Raw genomic sequence first — 19725 nt, 5'->3', positions numbered from 1 at the left:
AGGAATTGTACGCGGAGATGGCGTGAAAAATCTTTGCGATGAGGAGAGAGATGGCGACTACGAAACTGGGTGGAGCATTTACGTTTCCGGGCACGGAGCTGACGGTGAATCGCATGGGCTATGGCGCGATGCAGCTTGCGGGCTCGGATGGCGACAAGCATGTGTGGGGATTGCCGAAGGATGTGCCGGGCGCGCTGGCCGTGCTGCGCGAGGCGATTGCGAGCGGCGTGAATCACATTGATACGAGCGATTTTTACGGACCGCATGTTACGAACCAGCTCATCAAGGAGGCGCTGCATCCTTATCCCGACAACCTTGTGATTGTTACGAAGGTAGGTGCGAAGCGCGGCACGAATGGCGAGTGGATTTTTGCGCGGTCGGGGCAGGATGTGACCAGCGCCGTGCATGACAACCTGCGCAATCTTGGACTGGATGCTCTGGACGTTGTGAATCTGCGGCTTGGTGGATTGACAGGGCCGGTGGATGAGCCGTTTGAAGAACCGCTGACGGCACTGGCGGAGCTAAAGCAGAAGGGGCTTATCAAGCACATTGGGCTGAGCACGGTTTCCGCTGAACAGCTTGCAACGGCGCAGAAGATTACGCCGATTGTGTGCATCCAGAACTTTTACAACGTGGCGCAGCGCGGCGATGATGCGTTTGTGGATTCGCTGGCGGCGCAGGGAATTGCGTATGTGCCGTACTTCCCGCTGGGCGGATTTTCTCCGCTGCAATCGGGCAAGCTGGATGAGGTTGCGGCTTCGCTGGGCGCAACACCGATGCAGGTGGCGCTGGCGTGGCTGCTGCAGAGGTCTCCGAATGTGCTGCTGATTCCGGGGACTTCTTCGGTGGGGCATTTGCGCGAAAATCTGAAGGCTGCGGAGTTGGAGATTCCAGCGGATACACTAACGATGCTGAACTCGATTGGCTGAACTTAGCTCATAAAACTTAGCTTGTGAAACTGGCCGCCGGCTGTGGGGAAACCCGCAGCTGGCGTTTGTTTTGAGGCAAATGGCCGCATGTGCCGGAGAAAAAATCTTGACACTCGTTGAATAAGCCCGGAATGATGCACCCAAGTACGGGCCCCTTCCTGAACGTTCCTACCCATCGAGGTCACAACTCAAGCAAGAGTTCCCTGAGGCGCTGGGCGCAGCGCGGAAACGGACGTGGACTGAGCCGCACTATTCTGAAGCGCTGGCTTTGCAGCCGGACGCGAGAATTTTGTTGACTCTCATCTTTCCCGCGAGGGATGATTCCCGAACCTTTTTTCTGGAACGGTTGCAATCTCCAGAGGTCTGCCATGAGTGAGAAAGAGTTTTCAGCAGCGCTGGACAAGGCGCTGCAACAGGTTTCCCCGGACCGGCGCAAGGTGCTGGGCATGATGGTTTCAGCGGCTGCGGCTTCCTTGCCGCTGGTGTCTTCCGCCGCCAGCGTGTTTGCTGCCGTGGGTGCGCAGGAGGATAAGAGCAAGGCGAAGCCTGCCACTGCACAGAAGGGCACGACTGCGACGAGCACGCGCATCAAGGGTGAGACAACGGCGCTGAAGTCCTCTTCCGGCAGTATCAAAGGCGAGACGAGCGGGTTGAAATCCAGTTCGAGCAGCATTAAAGGCGAATCTACGGGGCTGAAGTCCAGCTATGGGGATTACAAATCGACTGGCTATGGCGATTTCAAGAACCCATCTTCCATTAAGGATGAGACCACTTCGCTGAAAGGTGCTTCCACGATTAAAGGCGAGACTACCTCGTTGAAAGGCGCATCCACCATCAAGGGGGAGAGCGGAGCAATCAAAGGCGAATCGACGATCAAGGGAGAGAGCACGTCGCTCAAGGGCGCTGGCAATCTGAAGAGTTCCGACAGGATTGTTACACACGCAACAACGCCGAAGACTTCCGTCAAGCCTACGCAAAGTACGCAACATAAATAAAACACTGCTTATGCTGCTTGTCTCCTATGCGGCAGTGTGGGTGGTTCTATGACATGGCTGCTTCTGCAGAAGGCTTTGCCCCGGTAATCTTGCATTGATGGATAGACTCCCGAAGCGACGACCTAAAATCAATCCTGCTGTTGGGCTGACGCCTGTTGCCAATGGCTACGTTGGCTACAACGCCAGCGCCGAACGACTGCATGAGCTGCCGCCTTTGGGTGCGCTGGCCGCGGAGCTGGCGGATGGTTCTCGCACGGAAGAAGAGATTGCCGCGCTGCTGGAGCCGATGGTGCCGGAAGAGCAACGTGCCTCCATCGCCGAGTGGTTTGCGGATGGATATGAGAGCGGGTTGCTAATTGATTGCGAGCCTGAGCCGGCACGGTGGCTCTCTGCGCAGGAGCTGCATGAACTGGCGGACAAGCTGGCCGGCTGGGAGCGGTTTGAGCTGGCGATTGAGGTGCAGGAAAAGGCCGCGGAGCGCGCGCCGGGCGAGGCTGGCCACTGGTATCAGTTGGGCTTGCTGCGGCAGCTTACCGGGCAGCGCGAAAAGGCCGTCGAGGCATACGAGCGCTATTTCGAACTGAAGCCGGACGATGCGTATCTGCAACACCGGCTGACGGCGATGCGGGGCGAAGAGTCTCCCGAACGCGCGAGCGACGTGAGCATGGTGCTGGAGTTTGATTCCTTCTCCGCACACTATGACACGAAGATGCGCGAGAACCTGCAATATGCGGCACCGGAGCAATTGCTTGAAAAGCTTTGGCGTGAAGTGGGTGAGGCGCAGGGGCTCGACATTCTCGACATCGGTTGCGGGACTGGACTGGTTGGTATGGGGCTGAAGTCGCGGGCTGCGTTTCTTGCGGGGATTGACCTATCACCGGGCATGCTGGCGTTGGCTCGCGAACGCGGCATCTACGACCTGCTGGAAGAGGCCGAGATTACCGGCTGGCTTGAGAACGAAAATGCTTCAAGCAGCTTTGATGTGGTGACGGCTTGTGATTGCCTTGTCTACTTTGGTGATTTAAACCGTGTGGCACATGGCGTTGCGAAGCGGCTGAAACCGGGCGGATGGTTTGCGTTTACCGTGGAGCGCGGCGAGGATGATCCGCACAAGCTGATGGACAACGGGCGCTACAAACATCACGAAAATCATCTACGCGATGTGGCGGCAAAGGCCGGGCTTGATGTGCGGTCGATTGACGAAGGCTTTCTGCGTTATGAAAGCGGCGCGCCGGTGATTGGGTTTTACACGGTGCTGCACAAACCGGCTGCGTAACGATTATTCCTGCGTTGTTGTTTCGTCTGCGCTGGCTGCGAGTGCAAGTGTTGGTTCGTCTGCTTCCGAAGCATCCAGCAAATTCTTCGGCAGGGACTTGGTTGTGCGGATGCCGAGCTTCTTGAGCATCTCCACCTGGCGGACAAGATTGCCGGGGCCTTCGGAGAGTTTCTTGATGGCGTTGGAATAGCTCGTATCGGCGCTGCGAATATTTTTGCCGATGGCTTCCATGTCTGTAACAAAGCCGACGAACTTTTCGTAGAGCGCTGTACCGCGTTCCATCACGTCTTGCACGCTGCGCGCTTGCAGTTCTTGCTGCCAGAGCACGTTGACGATGCGGATGACGTAGAGCAGCGTTGTCGGGCCGACGAGCAGGATGCCTTGCTTGTATGCGTCGGACCAGAGACTTTCGTCGTTCTGCAATGCAAGCAGGAACGCCGGCTCAATGGGGATGAACATGACGACGAAATCCGGCGACTCGATGCCGGGCAGGCGATGATAGCCCGCATTCGCAAGCGTGGCGATGTGGCCGCGTACGCTGGCGATGTGCGATTTAAGCGCGGCATTGCGCGGTGCTTCTTCCGTGGCGTTGACGCAATCGGTGTATGCGGTGAGCGAGACCTTGGAGTCGATGACGAGGCTGCGGCCACCGGGCATGCTCACAATCACATCGGTGCGAACAACCTTGCCGCGCTCGCCGTTTTCGCTGCCTACGTTGGTGAAGCTCTGCTGGAAGCGATATTGCTCGCCTTCGCGCAGACCGGCCTTTTCAAGCAAGTCGCGCAGGATGAATTCGCCCCAATCGCCTTGCGCTTTTGCAGAGCCGCGTAATGCAGTGGAAAGATTTTTTGCTTCTTCCGCAAGCTGCTGATTGAGTGTATTGAGCGAACCGATGAGCGTCTTCAACTCCGTTACACCCGTGTTGGAGTCTTTCTGTGACTCTTCCACTTTTTTGCGAAAGTCTTCAATCTGCGACTTGAGCGGCGTGAGCAGGTTGCCGAGGTCTTTCTGGCTTGCATCGGCAAAGGTCTTTGATTTCTCGTCGAGGATTTTTCCGGCCAGCGCTTCAAATTGATTTGCAAGCGTGGTCTTGGCGGTTTCAAGCAGCGCGATTTTTTCCGCCATGTTTTCGCGCTCTTTGTTGAGAGCCGTTTCAAGCTGGCTGATGCGCGCGGCGGACTGCGTGGCGTTAGCCGTGTGGGTCTGCACTTCCGACTTCAACAAGCCATGCTCTGCCGTGAGGCGGTCGATGGCGAACTGGCGCTCTTCGGCCTGGGCTTTGAATCCGGCGAGCGCCTGAATATGCGACTGGATGCGGGACTGGGATTGCGCAACCTCGGCGCGCAGAGAGGCGGCGTCCTGCTCGGCCCGGTTCTTTTGCGATTCGAGGAGAGATTTTTCCGTTTTGGCGGAGAGATTCCGGAGAATGAAACCGGCTGCGATTCCGACGAGCGCCGCGATGACTGCGATCCAAGCCTGCATGATTGCCTCTTCGCTTAATTTACGCCTATTTCACTCCAGCCGCCTGTGCATTTCTCTGCCAAAATTTGCTTTCCTTGGTCCCTTGGTCCTTCGGTCCCTTTTTCCCTGCCTCTGTGCCTTTACACCCCGCCAATCGGCCCGTTAGACTTAGAGTTTCGGGACCGTGCGCGAAATTATCTCCGCTGCGGTTGTGTTCCCCCGCCACGAGAAAGTATTGTAGGCAGGCGGAGAACAGGATTTAAGCGTCCCCGGACAAAGCCTGAATTCGCAACTGGGATTTCCAACAGATTCAAGAGGAGAAGCACGCATGGCCGTCGAAGACAAAGTTAAACAAATCATTGTGGAACAACTGCAGGTGGACGAGGCGGAAGTTACTCCCGGCGCCAGCTTTCAGGAAGACCTTGGTGCGGATTCGCTCGACGTGGTGGAACTCGTGATGCAGTTCGAAGAAGCCTTCGACCTCGAGATTCCGGACGAGGACGCGGAAAAGATCAAGACGGTCAAGGACGCGATTGACTACATCGAGAAGCACGAAAAGACCGCAAAGGGCAAGTAACCAGGTGAATCGTCGAGTCGTCATTACCGGCCTCGGGCTGGTTTGCGGTGTGGGAAATACCGCGCCGGAAGTATGGCAGGGACTGTTGGCAGGTAAGAGTGGCGTTGGTCCCATCCAGGGATTCGACGCCACAGGCTTCCCCGTCACTTTTGCCGCCGAGGTCCGGAACTTCGATCCTCTCAATTTTGTGGATAAGAAGGAATCGCGCAAGATGGGGCGATTCACCCACCTCGCTTTTGCCGCAACGGCTGAGGCGCTGGAGCAGTCTGGCCTGAAGATTACGCCAGAGATTGCCGAGCGCGTGGGCGTGTTTATCGGCTCAGGCATTGGCGGCTTTGAGGTGATTGAGCGCGAACACACCAACCTGCTGAACGGCGGGCCGCGCAAAATGTCTCCCTTCTTTATTCCGGCGGCGATTATCAACATGGCCGCGGGACAGATTTCCATTCGCTATGGCGCGCAGGGGCCGATTTCGGCGACTGCGACGGCTTGCGCAACTTCGGCCAATTCGATTGGCGACTCTGTGCGCATGATTATGCACGGCGACGCCGATGTAATGATTGCCGGCGGCTCGGAAGCTGCGGTTACGCCCATGTCCGTGGGCGGATTTGCAGCAATGCGCGCACTGTCTACGCGCAACGATGAACCGACGCGTGCCAGCCGTCCTTTCGACAAAGACCGCGATGGCTTTGTGATTGGCGAAGGCGCGGGCATGGTGATTCTGGAAGAGCTGGAGTTTGCGCAGAAGCGTGGCGCAAAGATTCTGGCCGAAGTGATTGGCTACGGCATGAGCGCGGACGCCTATCACATGACGGGAATTGCTCCGGAAGGCGCGGGCGCGCAGCGTTCGATGCGTGCGGCGTTGAAGGATGCAGGCATTCGCCCTGACGAAGTGGGCTACGTGAATGCGCATGCTACTTCGACTCCGGCAGGCGATGGCAACGAATCCAAGGCGATTGAGCTGGTCTTTGGCGAGCATGCGCTTTCTAAGAAGCTCAAGGTGAGCGGCACCAAGTCCATGACGGGCCATCTGCTGGGTGGCGCGGGCGGCCTGGAAGCAGGCATCACCGTGCTGGCGCTGCAGAACCAGATTCTGCCGCCGACGATCAACCTGGACAACGTTGATCCTGAGTGCATTCTGGACTACGTGCCGAACACGCCGGTTTCGCATAGCTTTGATATCGCGCTGTCGAATTCCTTTGGCTTTGGCGGCATCAACGCCACGCTGATTATGAAGCGGTGGACGGAGTAAGTCACATTTCAGGAGTCAGAAAGACAAAGGGCGCGCATCCTGCGATGCGCGCCCTTTGTCTTATGAGCTTTTGAATCAGCCGCCAAAAGCCGCTCCAACACCAACGCCAATGAGCACCATCAAAATCCACCAGCCGAACACTGCGATATAGCCGGAGCTCCGCTTAACACCGGCAACAATGGCAACCCCGATAGCCGTAAGAACCAGGCACCATATATCCAGCGGATCAAGCGAGCGGGCCAGCGTGTAGAGTGCTCCGGAGTGCTGCTCCATGTAATATCCAATGTTGGTTCCAGCCACCTCTTTTGGATCAAACGATTCGGGAGCCATCCCGGCAAAGAGGGCTATGCTGCCGATCAGTAATTTGATCGGCCATAGCACCAGCGTGGCATACATCGTTACCGCCAGGAGAGAACCAAACTTAGCCCTGCCTCCGAAACCAAAGTTGATTGTGGGCCACAAGACCAGCGCAGAGATCATATTGATAATCAGCAGACCAATGGGAGAAATCGCCCATGTGACAGCTTGATTGATGGGCCCCTGCCGGTCCGCAATCGCACGCCGGTCGGCAGGCATATTTTCCATCATGTTCTTTGCGAATGCAGGCATAGAACGCTGCTGGTTTTCGTATACAGTCCGCCACGTCACTTGCTTGGTAATTGTGCCGTAAAGGATTCCGCCAGTAAGCAGAACAATCAGGAACGGTAGCCACCAGCTCTTGTGACCAGCCTTGATGTCTTCAAACGTTTTGGACGGCGCCGTGAAGGTATACACCACGCGCTGCCATTGCGAGAGTCCTGGCGTGGGCTCTGGCGTGGATTCCGCTACGGGCTGCACTGCAAAATCACTCATCGGTCTGCCTCACAGAACTGGAGATTGCCTAACTGTACTTTTGCAGCCGATTGTAACCCGAAAGCCCGCTCTCTGAAATCCCTGCTTGCGTAAATAAAAAACGGCGCGAAGTCCTCCCTGTTACAGGAGGAAATCGCGCCGTGGTAAAAGTTGCGAGTTTTACTTCGCTGTTTTTGCGGCGGGCTTGGCTGCTTGTGCAAGAGATGCCTGCGCGTATTCCTTGTAGACCGTGATGTGGAAGCAGGGCTGGCGGAACTCTTCTTCCACGTCCAGCTTGCCTTCCTGCTGCAGTTGCAACAGGCGGGTGCGCATCCACGCAATCTCGGAGCGGCTCATGCCGTTTTTGCCGATGTCGATGGTGGCGCCGGTGAGGTGTGGGCTGACTACGTCGCCCTCGGCGGCGGTGGCGTTGCCGTTTACGTGCATCAGGCGCTTCTGGTACTCCACGGTGCGCACGGCGGACGTTACCTGGATGGGCTCGTGGAAACTGGTGGAGTAGTCCTTCGACAGATCGCTCAGGAAATTCGCCGTCCAGGGGCGCACGTAGCGATGCGACTCGGCAAGGTCCGTGTTGACGCCAAGCGCAGAAGAGACCGGCACGGGTACCAGAACCTTGGTCGCAATGCGATTGTTCAGGTCGTCTTCGTCGAGGATGCGTTCGAGGCCTTCCTGCTCGGTACGCGTGTTCTGGCGCTGCAGCGACTCAAGCGAACCCTTGAGCGGCGCGGGCATGGCTCCGGTGAACTCAAATTTCGGTGCGGGAGCGGCTGCCGGCGCTGGCGTGGGCTTGACCTCAAGCTTGGGCTCGGGCTTCACTTCCGGAACGGGCAGCGAACGCGTGGTGTGCAGCGAAGCTGTTTCGATGCGCGGCTCGGGCTGGCAATGGCGGCAGCGGCGCACGGCCTCCTCGTACATGCGGCGCGCCTGAGCACGGGATTGCCCACGGCGGGAATCGCGGCGGTTGGCGGCGCGAAGCTCTGCGCGTGACTTCGGCCCGCGTGCGGAGCGCTTGTCCGAACGAAGCGAAGCACGGCTAGCTGCGCGGCTTGATACGCGTTCGGAAACACGACTGGTTTTGGTGGAAGCGGTTTTGCGGGAGGCAGCGGCTTTTGCTTTCGTGCGAACAGGTGCTGCCTTAGCCGGATGTGTCTTAGCTTGACGCGATGAGGCTGCCGCAGCATGCGCCTTATGTGTGGGCGCCAATGCCGGGGTATGACGATGCGCCTGCGTTGCCCGAGTGGCAGACGCGGAGGCCGCAGTGAAGGCTAATGTGAGAACCAGGCACACATTCCGAAACATAAGAAGTGTGCGGAGAATCAGAGCTTTTTCAGTTTAAGCCAGGGTTGGCTACGAAACGAGTAACAACTCGGGTGCGGGTAAGTCCGATAACATGCGTTCGCATATAAAAAGCGGGCTCCTCAAACGAGGCGCCCGCTTTGTTGTTGAAGGCAGTTTTACTGCAGCAGCGTTCCCTGTTCGTCTTCCTTGCCATTGGCTTCCTCCGGCGGGATGACGACAGCGGCAGCTACCTTGTCCTTGTCAGCACCATCTGCGTCGAGGTCGAGGAGCTTGACGCCTTGAGTGGCGCGTCCGGCGGCGCGAATGGTCTTCGTATCCATGCGGATGATCTTGCCCCACTGGCTGATGACCATGAGCTCGCTTGTTTCATCGACAAGCTGGATGGTTGAGACCTTACCAATACGGTCAGTAACGGCCATGTTCTTGATGCCCTTGCCGCCGCGCGTCTGGAGACGATACTCGGCAACATCGGTACGCTTACCGAAGCCGTTCTCGGAAACAACCAGGATGAGGTATTCCCCTTCCTTGTGCTCCTTTGGAGTGACGGCGACGCCGACGACGTAGTCGTTCTTGCCGAGGTCGATGCCGCGCACGCCGTAGGCCGGGCGGCCCATGGAGCGAACGTCGGACTCTTCGAAGCGGATGGCCATGCCCTCGCGTGTGGCGAGGAAGACAATCTCAGAGCCGTTGGTGAGGCGCGCGGTGACGAGGTCGTCTTCCTTGTCGATGCCGATGGCGATGATGCCTTTGGACATGACATGGGAGAAGTCCTTGAGCGGGGTCTTCTTGACCGTGCCCTGGCGCGTGGCGAAGAAGACAAACTTGCCTTCTTCTTCAAGATCGCGAACAGACAGGATGGCACGGACGGTCTCGCCGGCCTGAAGGCTGATGAGCGAGGAGATGTGCTTGCCCTTGCCGGCAGCGCCAACGTCGGGAACCTCATAGACCTTAAGCCAGTAGACGCGGCCGGAGTTGGTAAAGCAGAGGAGATAGGCGTGCGTCGAGTTGATGATGAGCTTCGCGACGAAATCCTCATCCTTCGTCTTCATACCGATGCGGCCCGTGCCGCCGCGGCGCTGCTGGCGATAGGTGCTGATCGGCGTGCGCTTCAGGTAGCCCTGGTGGCTGACCGTCACCGCAACCTGCTCGTCTGCAATGAGGTCTTCCAACTGAAGCTCGGCGGACTCATCGACAATCTGCGTGCGGCGCTTGTCGCCGTACTTGTCGCGAACTTCCTCAAGCTCCTTGATGATAACCGCGCGCAACTTCGCATCGCTGGCAAGAATCGATTCGTACTCCGCAATCTTCTTGCGGATTTCGTTCAACTCATTCAGGATTTCATCCACCGAAAGCTGCGTGAGGCGATAGAGCTGCAGTTCGAGGATTGCGTCCACCTGACGCAGCGTGATGCCCTGCTCTTCATGTGGCAAACGCGTGCGGTCAAGGTTGATGACGATGTCCTTACCCTTGCCCCATGCGTACAAATTCTCACGAGCTTCCGCACGCGAACCCGATGCGCGGATAATCCGGATGACCGTATCAAGATTGTCGAGCGCAATCTTGTAGCCTTCCAAAATGTGCTCGCGCTCGCGGGCCTTGCGCAGCAGGTAAACCGTGCGGCGCTGCACCACATCTACGCGGTGCTCGATGAAGGCGCGGATGGCTTGATCCAAACCAAGCTCACGCGGCTGGCCGTGCAACACAGCCAGGAAGATCATCGAGAAGCTTTCCTGCATCTGCGTGTGCTTGTAGAGCTGATTGAGCACAATCTCCGGCTGCGAGCCGCGCTTCAACTCGATGACGATACGCATGCCGTCGCGATCGCTCTCGTCGCGCACGTCGCTGATTTCGTCGATGATTTTTTCGTTGGCCAGCTCAGCAATGCGTTCAATGAGCTTCGACTTGTTGACCTGGTAAGGAATCTCGCTGACGATGATCGCCTGCTTTTCCTTGGTCAGATTTTCCGTCGCCACCCTGGCACGCATCATGAAGCGGCCACGGCCTGTCTTGTATGCCTGCGCAATGCCGCCCTTGCCGTAAACAAAGCCGCCGGTCGGGAAGTCCGGTCCCTGCACATGCTGCAATACTTCGGCAAGACCTGCATGAGGGTCCTTCACCAGGTCAATCGTGGCATTCACAATCTCGGTGAGATTGTGTGGCGGAATGTTCGTCGCCATGCCGACGGCGATACCGCTGGAGCCGTTGACGATGAGGTTGGGGATACGCGTCGGCAAAACCGAGGGCTCCGTCGTGGACTCGTCATAGTTGGGAACGAGGTCCACCGTCTCCATCTCGATATCCGCGAGCAATTCGCCTGTGATGCGCTCCATGCGGCACTCGGTGTAACGCATAGCCGCCGGCGGATCGCCATCAACCGAGCCGAAGTTGCCCTGTCCATCCACCAGCGGATAACGCAACGAGAACGGCTGCGCCATGCGGACCAGTGTGTCGTAAATCGCGGAGTCGCCGTGGGGGTGGTAGACACCCATGGCTTGGCCGACAACCTTGGCGCACTTGGTGTACTTCTTGTTGTGCTCCAGGCCCATCTCGCTCATCGCGTACAACACGCGGCGATGCACGGGCTTCAATCCATCGCGAGCGTCAGGCAGCGCGCGCCCGATGATAACCGACATCGAATAATCGAGATACGAGCGGCGCATCTCCTCTTCGATATTGATGGGAACGTGGCTGGGGTTGCCGGGGGGCGGGTCACCGCCACCAAGGGGGAGCTGGGGGTTCTGATCGTCTGCCATAAGGTCTTTTCTGCCAACACAGCCACAGGCTTAATTGCAGCCGAAACGGTGCAGGCTTACGCCTTTATTTTACGGTTTTAGAGCGCCTTTCCGCAAGGATGGAACTGCGAAATAAGCCTTTATTTTTCTTTAAGTTGAAGTAACCAAAGAGCTACCTCCCGCAGCCTGCCCGCCGCGGAATCCGGTAAAATCCAAACGTGCCCACCCCAACCGGAAATTTAAGCGAAAAACGCGTCAACTCACCCGCCCAGGTTTTGTTTGCCAGCCTGGTCGGCACCGCGGTCGAGTTCTTCGACTTTTACATCTATGCAACCGCCGCCGTGCTGGTCTTTCCGCACTTGTTCTTCCCTAAGGAAGACCCCGCCACGGCCTCGCTTGCCTCGCTTGCCACTTTCGCCGTGGCCTTCTTCGCGCGGCCCATCGGCTCGGCGCTCTTTGGACACTTTGGCGACCGCATTGGCCGCAAGCGCACGCTGGTGCTGGCGCTCGGCACCATGGGCCTCTCCACGTTTTTGATTGGCGTGCTGCCGGGATATTCAACGATTGGCCTTGCCTCGCCATTGCTGCTCGCCCTCTGCCGCTTCGGGCAAGGCATTGGCCTTGGCGGTGAGTGGGGCGGAGCAGTTCTGCTCGCCGTTGAAAATGCACCGCCATCCCGGCGCGCGCTATACGGCATGTTTCCGCAGCTTGGCGCTCCGGTGGGCTTTGCGCTTTCCGGCGGAATTTTCCTTTTCCTCTCGCAGTGGCTCAGCAATGAGCAGTTCTTAAGCTGGGGCTGGCGGCTTCCCTTCCTCGCCTCTGCGGTACTCGTGCTGCTCGGCCTCTACGTCCGCCTCACCATCACGGAAACGCCGGTCTTTGAAGAGGCTCGCAAGAAGAGCCAGCAGGTCAGCGTACCGCTGCTCTCGGTCTTCCGCCATCACTCGCGCCAGGTTATCGCGGGCATCCTCATCTGCCTGGCCACCTTTGTGCTGTTCTACCTCATGATTGTCTTCACGCTGGACTGGGGCACCACGGCGCTGCATTACAAACGCGCCAGCTTCCTTGGTTACCAGCTTCTGGGCACAGCCGCCTTTGCGCTCATGATTCCCGTGGCCGCATGGATTGCCGAGCGTGGCCGCCGCAGCTCCATGATTTGGATATCCGCCGCAATTGCCGCCTTCGGCTTTGTGCTGGCTCCCATGTTTGAGGCGAATGCCTTGACGATGCTTCTCCTCGGCCTGTCGCTCATGGGCCTTACCTACGGCCCGCTCGGCACGGTTGTCTCGGAGCTATTCCCCACGCCGGTTCGCTACACGGGCAGCTCCATCGCCTTTAGCACCGCCGGCATTCTCGGCGCATCACTCGCACCATACGCCGCGCGCTGGCTCGCAACGAACTACGGCCTGCAGTATGTGGGCTACTACCTCACCGCGTCCGCAGTGCTCACGCTCGTTGGCCTGTTCATGATTCGCGAAACCAAAGACGACGTGCTTTAAAGCAGGTCTGAAAGGAGACGACTTCAGTCGTGCCGAAAAAGTAGACAAAACACTGGGCTTTAGCCACTGAGGGAGGGTTTTCTACCTCAACTGACGCGAAAACGATTCGCCAGATGCTGCCCGGCCCCCGAGGTCTTTACTGCAATAGTCCCGGCAGACTCAGCAAGCAAAACACCACCTGCAGCAGCACAATTGCGCTGCCCGCGGCCAGCGCCAGCTTCTCTCGCGGGCTCTCATACGCATCCGCAAAGACTCCGCCAATGAACGTAAGCAGAAACGGCACCGCCCACAGCCATGGCGTTCCATGCACACCCGTCATCACCAGCAGGAAGCAAACCAACGCGCACAGCAGCGGAGTCGTGTTGCCGAAATACCGCGACCGCCGCAGCGCAAGGTACATCAGCGCAGCAGCCGCCGAAGCAATCGTGATGCCCGCATTGCTGAACGTCGAGAAGAACCGCTTGATGGGCTCAATGGAAACCCACAAAAATCCCGCCGCCGAACGGAAAAGATAGCTGAAGGCATCCGGCGAAAATCCATAACAGGCAAAGATGAGAATCAGCGCGCCCACGCTGGCCATCAGCACCACGGGCAAAATCTGGCTGCGCCGCCCCTCGGCAATCCACAGCATCAGCACCAAACCCAGCAGCGCCACAACCGGCAGCGCGGCAATGTGCGAAGCCGCCGCCACACCAAACAGCACCGTCAACAGCACAATACGCGGACGCCACTTGCGGCGCGGCCCCTGCATGGCATGCGCCACGCCAATACACGTATACACGCCGCCATACACGGCAAGCGCGGCAAAAATCTCCGGTCCCGGCGTAATGCTGGCCTTGATAATCTGCGGCGAAAAACAATAGAGCGCCAGCGCCGTGTATCCGCCCCAGTTGCCATAAAGCCGCCGCGCAACCCACCACAGCGCCCCGCCCAACACCACGCCAGCCAGCAGAAACGGCAGCCGCAACAGCATCAGTACGTAAGGCATCTGGTGCCGCAGCTCCCATGTGCTGAGAGGCGTGGAAGTCGAGGTCTGCACCACGCGTTCCTCAGGCTTGCGGAAGATGTCAATTCCGCGCTCAACAAGCAGGTTCAACGTAAGCGGCAAACCCGCCACGCGATACGCCAGCACGCCGTCATGAATGTTGCCGCAACTGGTAAAGTACCCCGCCAACGGCGAAGGCCTCTCCCACATCTCACGCCCGCAGCGCGCATAGTCGTAATCGCGCTCGCTGAGCGTCTGCCGGCTCATCAGCCAGAAACTCTGCGCCAGAAAAAGTACAAGCATTACCGCGGCAATACGCTGCGGCAGATTAAAACGGAATCGGCGAAGACGGGCAAACGGACGAGGCATGATTTATTAAGTCAGATTCAAGTTTAACGGACTGAATTTGGCCAATGTCCCACGTTCTTTCTCACACGCCTATAACATTGCATTCGTATGCTGAACCGCATGTCTCCATTCCAGTCCAGAATTGCTGCCTCACTCCTTCTCGGAGCTGCCATGCTGATGGCTTCCTCAGCCGGGACAGCCCAACCCGCAGCCCCCACAAATAAGTCCGCAGTCATTCTCGTACATGGGCATCGCGGCTCACGCGCCACGCGGCCGGAAAACACCCTCCCCGCCTTCCAGTTCGCCATCGACCACGGTGTCGATGTGCTGGAACTGGACCTTGGCGTGACCAAAGACAACGTGCTCGTGGTATCGCACAGCCCCTTTCTCGTGCAGGCCTCACCCAGCGCACAGGAGCGCGTTTGCAAAGGCCCGGCAGAGATTGCGCCCGGCACGCCCATCCACGCCATGACCTTTGCGCAGGTCGAGCAATTCGATTGCGGCTCCGTAGCGCTTGCGGCATTTCCCAAGCAGGTGCCGGTTCCAGGCACACACGTAGCCACCTTCGACCAGATACTGGACCTGCTCGCCGCCAATCCGAAAATCCAGTTGAACGTGGAAACAAAAATCACGCCGCAGCACCCGGAGCTGGCGCCCTCTCCCGCAGAATTTGTCCACCTGATTCTGGAAGCCATCCACAAACATCACGCCGATGAGTCGCGCATTATCCTGCAGAGCTTCGACTTCCGCACACTCACCGAAATGCACAAGCAGGAGCCGTCCATTCGCCTTTCCGCGCTGATTGCAGGTCCAACAGGCGGCCTCCCGGAAGCTCCCGCGGACCCCAGCCAGCTTTTCGTGCGCGTGCATCAGCTCACCGGCGCGGAAATCATCAGCCCGGAGTACCACGGCGTAACGCCGGAGCTCGTAGCCGCCGCGCATCAGGCGGGCATACAGGTCGTCCCGTGGACCGCCGATACACCCGCCGACTGGCAGAAGCTGGTCGATGCCCACGTGGATGCCATCATCACCGACGACCCTGCCGCACTGCTCGACTGGCTGAAGACGCAGAATCCGCCGCTGCACTAAACCCTGCGCTGAGGGAAGGATTCCCGGCTCGGATTGCCTGAGCGAGCACGAACTTATATTCTTCCCTCAGCCATGGCCATTGCCCGCGATAACTCTCCCGAACGTCTCGTCAGCGCATCACGCGCCGATGAAGAGCAGAGCTTTGAACTAAAGCTGCGTCCCAGGTTGCTCGGCGAGTTTATCGGCCAATCCAAAGCCAAAGAGCAGTTAGCCATCGCGCTTGAAGCCGCCAAATCACGCGGCGAAGCACTCGACCACGTGCTGCTCTTCGGACCTCCTGGCCTGGGCAAAACCACGCTCGCCACCATCATTGCGAATGAACTGGACGTAGGCTTCCAACAGACCTCCGGTCCGGCGCTGCAAATCCAGGGCGACCTCACGGCCATCCTCACCAACCTGCGCGAAAAACAAGTCCTCTTCCTCGACGAAATCCACCGCCTGCAGCCAGTGCTGGAAGAAAAACTCTACACCGCGCTGGAGGACTACAAGCTCGACATCATCATCGGCCAGGGCCCGGCGGCGCGCACGCACGTCATGGAGATTCGCCCCTTCACCTTTGTCGGCGCAACCACGCGCCCCGGCCTGCTCTCGTCTCCGCTGCGTTCGCGCTTCGGCATCCTGTTGCGGCTTGAGTTCTACACGGAAGAAGATCTGCGCGTCATCGTCGAGCGCTCCGCGGAAGTTCTCGGCGTGCCCATCGACCCCGACGGCGCATCGGAAATTGCGCTGCGTTCGCGGGGCACACCGCGTATCGCCAACCGCCTGCTGCGCCGCGTGCGCGACTACGCACAAGTGCGCGGCACCGGCGTCATCGACCGCCCCACGGCGCACGCCGCGCTCACTATGCTCGAAGTCGATGCGCATGGCTTCGACGAAATCGACCGCAAGCTGCTCAAGACCATCATTGAGAAATATGATGGCGGCCCTGTCGGCCTTGGCACGCTAGCCGCAACGCTAGCCGAAGAAGAAGACGCGCTCGAAGAAGTCTATGAGCCCTTCCTGATTCAAATAGGCTTCCTTGACCGCACACCACGCGGTCGCGTAGCCACGCGCCTCGCATACGAACACTTCGGCATCCCCATGCCCGGCAAACAATCGAACCTCTTCTAACCCCAAAGGAGAATCCGCATGGCACGCACCGAATCCACCATGCTCGCACTCGGCACGCCAGCGCCTGACTTCGCGCTGACAGATGTTGTTACCGGCAAGACAGTTCATCGCGACGACTTCAAAGGCAGTGAGGCCCTGCTCGTGCTCTTCATCTGCGCACACTGCCCGTATGTAAAGCACATCGAAAAAGCGCTCGCACAACTCGGCAAAGATTATTCAGGCAAGCCGCTCTCCATCGTAGGCATCAGCAGCAATGACGCAGACAACTACCCCGCCGATAACCCGGCAGGCCTCAAGCAGCAAGCCGAAACCGTAGGCTTCAACTTCCCCTATCTCTACGACGAAACACAGTCCGTAGCAAAAGCCTATGACGCCGTCTGCACGCCCGACATCTTTCTCTTCGACAAGGACCACAAGCTTGTCTATCGCGGCCAGTTCGATGAAAGCCGTCCCAACAGCGGCATCGCCGTCACCGGCGCCGACCTTCGCGCCGCCGTGGATGCAGTGCTCGCAGGCAACCCCGTACCTGAAGGCCAGAAACCATCCCTCGGCTGCAATATCAAGTGGAAAGCGTAAAAGCAGCCGGTCAGCGAGTCAGCAAAATGCTTATTCAATAAGCTGACTCGCTGACCGGCTGGCTTGCTAAAGCGAGAGCGCCTTCAAATAGGCCTTGAACTTCTCACCAAACTCTGGCCGCTTCAGCGCAAACTCCACCGTAGCCTGCAGCATGCCGAACTTATCCCCCGCATCAAAGCGCTTGCCTTCAAAGGTGTATCCAAACACCTTCTCCGACTCAAGCAGCGCAAGAATACCGTCCGTCAACTGAATTTCGCCGCCAGCACCCGGCGTGGTCTTCTCCAGCAACTCAAAGACCTTCGGCGTTAGAACATATCGCCCGATAATCGCCTGCTTCGACGGAGCCTCTTCAAACTTCGGCTTCTCCACCATGCCCGTGCAGTTGTAAATGCGCGGATTCGCCGCATCCTGCGAACCAGCCAGCACTCCATACGCAGAGATGCCCGGCCCATCAATCGTCATCGTGGCCAGTACCGAACCACCGCGCTCTTCATACACATCCATCAACTGCTTAATGCACGGCGGATTGGCGTCGAGCACATCGTCCGGCAACAACACCGCAAACGGCTCATCACCCACAAGATGCTTGGCACACAGAACAGCATGACCCAACCCAAGCGGCTCCTTCTGCCGCACGTAGCTGATGCGAGCCAATGAAGAAATCTTGCGCGAAAGCTCAAGCAGCTCCTTCTTGCCCTTCTTCTCCAGCGTCGCATCCAACTCATAGCTGATGTCGAAGTGGTCTTCCATCGCGCCCTTACCGCGCCCCGTGATGAAGATGATGTGCTCAATCCCCGCGGCCAGCGCCTCTTCCACGCCGTACTGAATAATCGGCTTATCCACCAGCGCCAGCATTTCTTTCGGAACTACCTTCGTCGCCGGCAAAAACCGCGTGCCGAGACCACCTGCAGGAAATACTGCCGTACGAACTCGTTTGCTCATGCGTTCAGTCCTCGTTTCAGAGTTGGATGCAGAAAACAGCGAAAGCGTAATGCGCCTATGCTTTACAAAACCGGCGATTCATCTCCTAGTAATGCTTCTCGCACAATCTTTACCGGCGGAAAACCCTGCTTCAGAAAATCATTGTGAAACTGTTCGAGTGAAAACGCTGCGCCCTGTTTTTTCCTCAGGTCTTCACGCAGTTTGAGAATCTCAAGCTTGCCCAGCGTGTAATAGAGATACGTCGGGTCGCTCGTACCGCGCTTCGTCTCTACAATCGCCGTCTCCTTCGACTGATAGCCTTCCTTCTGGAAGAACTCCACGGCATCATCAAAGCTCATCTTGCCCGTGTGCATCTCAATGCCCACAATAAAGCGCGCATTGCGCAACAGCGCATCCTGCAGTTGTCCAAGACGTAGGAACTTTGCCTCACGCTCATCCTTCGCACCTGCACCCGGCTGGCCATATCCCTCATCCAGCATCATCTGCTCGCAATAGTGCGCCCAGCCTTCTGCATTACTGCTTGCGCCAAGCAGCTTGCGCACGCGGCTCGGAGCGCTCGGCACCCACAGGAACTGCACATAATGCCCCGGATACGCCTCATGTACAGCCGTCGAAATCACCGTGCCAATATTGAACGCGTGCATAAAGCTCTCCACCTGCTCCGGCGTCATCTTCGGGTCCGGCAGAGTCACGTTAAAATAAGCCTCCGTTGCCTTCTTCTCAAACGGCCCCGGCGTATCCATACTTGCAAAAGTGGTAGCACGCATAAACGGCGGCGTCTCTTCCACAATCGGGCGAATGTCAGAAGGAATCGTCGCAATGTGATGCGAGCGGATAAACGCAATCAAGCTGTCAAACGTTGCGCGAAAGGCATCCAGCAGCTTATCCGGCGCGGGATGATTTGAGCCAAGCTCCTCCAGCACCTCGCGCGGGTCCTTCGACGGCTCCAGCTCCTTCGCAATCTCATTAAAGCGCTGCTGATTCTCCTTCATGTTTGCGCGGTCAATTTCGACCAGCTTATCGAGCGGAATATCCACCATCTCGTCATACGCAAGCTTCTTTGTAAACGCCTCCGCGCCAATGCGGAAGTCGCCATGCGAGCGCGGCAGCAGATCGGTCTTCAGCCAATCGAGGTAGCCGTTGAGCGCCGCAATCACCGCGCCGTTCGTCTTTGCAAACTCCGCTTTCACCGCCTCATCTTTCGCATCAGCAAAGGCCGAAGGCACGTCATTCTGAAAGAAGCTGACAATCCCCGGCAACTGCTCAATCGCAATCTCTGTATAAATGCGCGGCGGGTTCTTAAGGTTGGCTCGCGCTTCATCCAAACGCGACAGCGCCAGCTTTTCACGTGCAATCACAGAGCGCAGCCGCTCATCCGGCGAAGCAAATTTGCGCTCCATCAAAGAAAAGACAGTGTTGGAAATCGCGCCGGAATACGAATCAGGATTCTTCTCCCATCCGCGAATCGTTTCAAGCGAGAGCAACTGCGAGCGAATCGAGCCAAGCACCAGATCGCGGTCGCCGCGCGTAGCCTGGTCCAATCCAGCCGCGGGAAACGCCGCAACACGCGCCTCATACTCCTTAAGCGCGGCTACCTGCGCATCAATCGTCTTCCGCGAAAAGTCTTCAAGCTGCGTATCGTACTGGTGATAGCCGGAGAGCGTCGCACCCGTCGGCCCATACGGGAAATACACCTTGTCAAAGTACTCATCCGACAGCTTCTGAAACTTCTGCTGCGCTGTCTCCGCAGCGGCGGATGCCACAATCGCACTCGTCATGCACACTCCAACAGCAACGCTTCGC

The 19725-nt window shown here is 58.1% G+C and carries 16 protein-coding genes; 9 read left to right on the top strand and 7 right to left on the bottom strand.

The genetic code is table 11. From position 1 onward, the window contains the following. The first annotated feature begins 50 nt into the window (after nt 1-50). From AC5S3R_RS04360 to AC5S3R_RS04350, 3 genes are all read left to right on the top strand, one after another. Nucleotides 51-929, top strand: a complete 879-nt coding sequence (locus AC5S3R_RS04360) for an aldo/keto reductase family oxidoreductase (protein ID WP_494265537.1) — start codon at nt 51-53, stop codon at nt 927-929. A gap of 368 nt (nt 930-1297) precedes the next feature. Continuing rightward, the gene (locus AC5S3R_RS04355) at nt 1298-1924 is read left to right on the top strand and encodes a hypothetical protein (protein WP_494265536.1); all 627 of its coding nucleotides are present in this window, start codon (nt 1298-1300) and stop codon (nt 1922-1924) included. Between the two features lie 97 nt (nt 1925-2021). Beyond that, entirely contained in the window at nt 2022-3200 is a 1179-nt protein-coding gene (locus AC5S3R_RS04350) for a class I SAM-dependent DNA methyltransferase (RefSeq protein ID WP_494265535.1), read from the top strand. A 3-nt stretch (nt 3201-3203) separates the two neighbouring features. Here AC5S3R_RS04350 and AC5S3R_RS04345 read toward each other — a convergent pair whose 3' ends face one another. Then, the gene (locus tag AC5S3R_RS04345; protein WP_494265533.1) at nt 3204-4682 is read right to left on the bottom strand and encodes a DNA recombination protein RmuC; all 1479 of its coding nucleotides are present in this window, start codon (nt 4680-4682) and stop codon (nt 3204-3206) included. Nucleotides 4683-4989: 307 nt separating this feature from the next. Between AC5S3R_RS04345 and acpP the strand changes: the two genes are divergently transcribed. Next, on the top strand, nt 4990-5238 hold the full coding sequence (gene acpP, locus AC5S3R_RS04340; protein ID WP_494265530.1) for an acyl carrier protein: 249 nt from the start codon (nt 4990-4992) through the stop codon (nt 5236-5238). Between the two features lie 4 nt (nt 5239-5242). Then, nucleotides 5243-6490: a beta-ketoacyl-ACP synthase II gene (gene fabF, locus AC5S3R_RS04335; protein ID WP_494265528.1), complete on the top strand. Its 1248-nt coding sequence runs from the start codon at nt 5243-5245 to the stop codon at nt 6488-6490. Between the two features lie 75 nt (nt 6491-6565). Here fabF and AC5S3R_RS04330 read toward each other — a convergent pair whose 3' ends face one another. From AC5S3R_RS04330 to gyrA, 3 genes are all read right to left on the bottom strand, one after another. After that, complete coding sequence (locus AC5S3R_RS04330; RefSeq protein ID WP_494265526.1) at nt 6566-7342, bottom strand: YIP1 family protein; 777 nt, start codon at nt 7340-7342, stop codon at nt 6566-6568. A 159-nt stretch (nt 7343-7501) separates the two neighbouring features. Further along, nucleotides 7502-8641, bottom strand: coding sequence for a DUF5715 family protein (locus tag AC5S3R_RS04325; protein WP_494265524.1), 1140 nt, complete (start codon nt 8639-8641; stop codon nt 7502-7504). Nucleotides 8642-8796: 155 nt separating this feature from the next. After that, nucleotides 8797-11394: a DNA gyrase subunit A gene (gene gyrA / locus AC5S3R_RS04320; RefSeq protein WP_494265523.1), complete on the bottom strand. Its 2598-nt coding sequence runs from the start codon at nt 11392-11394 to the stop codon at nt 8797-8799. A gap of 197 nt (nt 11395-11591) precedes the next feature. Between gyrA and AC5S3R_RS04315 the strand changes: the two genes are divergently transcribed. Beyond that, complete coding sequence (locus tag AC5S3R_RS04315) at nt 11592-12872, top strand: MFS transporter (protein ID WP_494265522.1); 1281 nt, start codon at nt 11592-11594, stop codon at nt 12870-12872. Nucleotides 12873-13008: 136 nt separating this feature from the next. Here the strand turns inward: AC5S3R_RS04315 and AC5S3R_RS04310 are convergent, their stop codons facing one another. Continuing rightward, nucleotides 13009-14226, bottom strand: coding sequence for a glycosyltransferase family 39 protein (locus AC5S3R_RS04310; protein WP_494265520.1), 1218 nt, complete (start codon nt 14224-14226; stop codon nt 13009-13011). Between the two features lie 156 nt (nt 14227-14382). On the opposite strand from AC5S3R_RS04310, the gene AC5S3R_RS04305 reads away from it, so the two are divergent. The 3 genes from AC5S3R_RS04305 (at nt 14383) to AC5S3R_RS04295 (ending at nt 16980) form a co-directional block, all read left to right on the top strand. Next, the gene (locus AC5S3R_RS04305; RefSeq protein ID WP_494265519.1) at nt 14383-15294 is read left to right on the top strand and encodes a glycerophosphodiester phosphodiesterase family protein; all 912 of its coding nucleotides are present in this window, start codon (nt 14383-14385) and stop codon (nt 15292-15294) included. Between the two features lie 72 nt (nt 15295-15366). Further along, nucleotides 15367-16404, top strand: a complete 1038-nt coding sequence (gene ruvB / locus AC5S3R_RS04300) for a Holliday junction branch migration DNA helicase RuvB (protein ID WP_494265806.1) — start codon at nt 15367-15369, stop codon at nt 16402-16404. Between the two features lie 18 nt (nt 16405-16422). Further along, a complete protein-coding gene (locus AC5S3R_RS04295; RefSeq protein WP_494265517.1) occupies nt 16423-16980 on the top strand; it encodes a thioredoxin family protein in 558 nt (185 codons plus the stop codon). A gap of 66 nt (nt 16981-17046) precedes the next feature. Here the strand turns inward: AC5S3R_RS04295 and galU are convergent, their stop codons facing one another. Then, nucleotides 17047-17922 carry a UTP--glucose-1-phosphate uridylyltransferase GalU gene (gene galU / locus AC5S3R_RS04290; RefSeq protein ID WP_494265516.1) on the bottom strand — a complete coding sequence of 292 codons (876 nt, stop codon included), beginning with the start codon at nt 17920-17922 and terminating at the stop codon, nt 17047-17049. A gap of 62 nt (nt 17923-17984) precedes the next feature. Continuing rightward, nucleotides 17985-19700, bottom strand: a complete 1716-nt coding sequence (locus AC5S3R_RS04285; RefSeq protein WP_494265514.1) for a DUF885 domain-containing protein — start codon at nt 19698-19700, stop codon at nt 17985-17987. Between the last annotated feature and the right edge of the window lie 25 nt (nt 19701-19725).

The organism is Occallatibacter sp. FHG110214_02 (assembly GCF_059115385.1).
This window is presented reverse-complemented; position numbering and strand designations above follow the sequence as displayed.